This is a genomic window from Pseudomonas sp. Kh14, from assembly GCF_900291005.1.
GTDB lineage: Bacteria > Pseudomonadota > Gammaproteobacteria > Pseudomonadales > Pseudomonadaceae > Aquipseudomonas > Aquipseudomonas alloputida.
The window spans coordinates 1-257 of sequence record NZ_OLKJ01000187.1 but is presented as its reverse complement, the minus strand read 5'-3'; the positions used below and the strand labels follow the sequence as shown (position 1 = coordinate 257).

1 protein-coding gene is annotated in these 257 nt (G+C 64.2%); it reads left to right on the top strand.

Annotation, left to right across the window (positions count from 1 at the left end; translation table 11 throughout):
- Positions 1-257, top strand: a 257-nt coding sequence (locus FQ668_RS27785) for a TonB-dependent receptor (protein ID WP_144180821.1), incomplete at both ends; no start/stop codon positions are given.

Genomic DNA, 257 nt, shown 5'->3' with positions numbered 1-257 from the left:
CACCCGGGTCGATCCGGATGCCAAAGGCAACGAGCACTTCGCCGACGCCGACAGCGCCAGCAGTTTCAACACCTTCAGCCTGTCTTCCGGAGCGGTGTACCAGCTCGACCCGGTCTGGTCGCTGGCCGCCAACCTCGGCTACACCGAGCGCGCCCCGACCTTCTACGAGCTGTATGCCAATGGTGCCCACGTGGCCACCGGAGCCTTTGAAGTCGGCGATGCCAGCCTGAACAAGGAAAAAGCCGTTTCCGCCGACC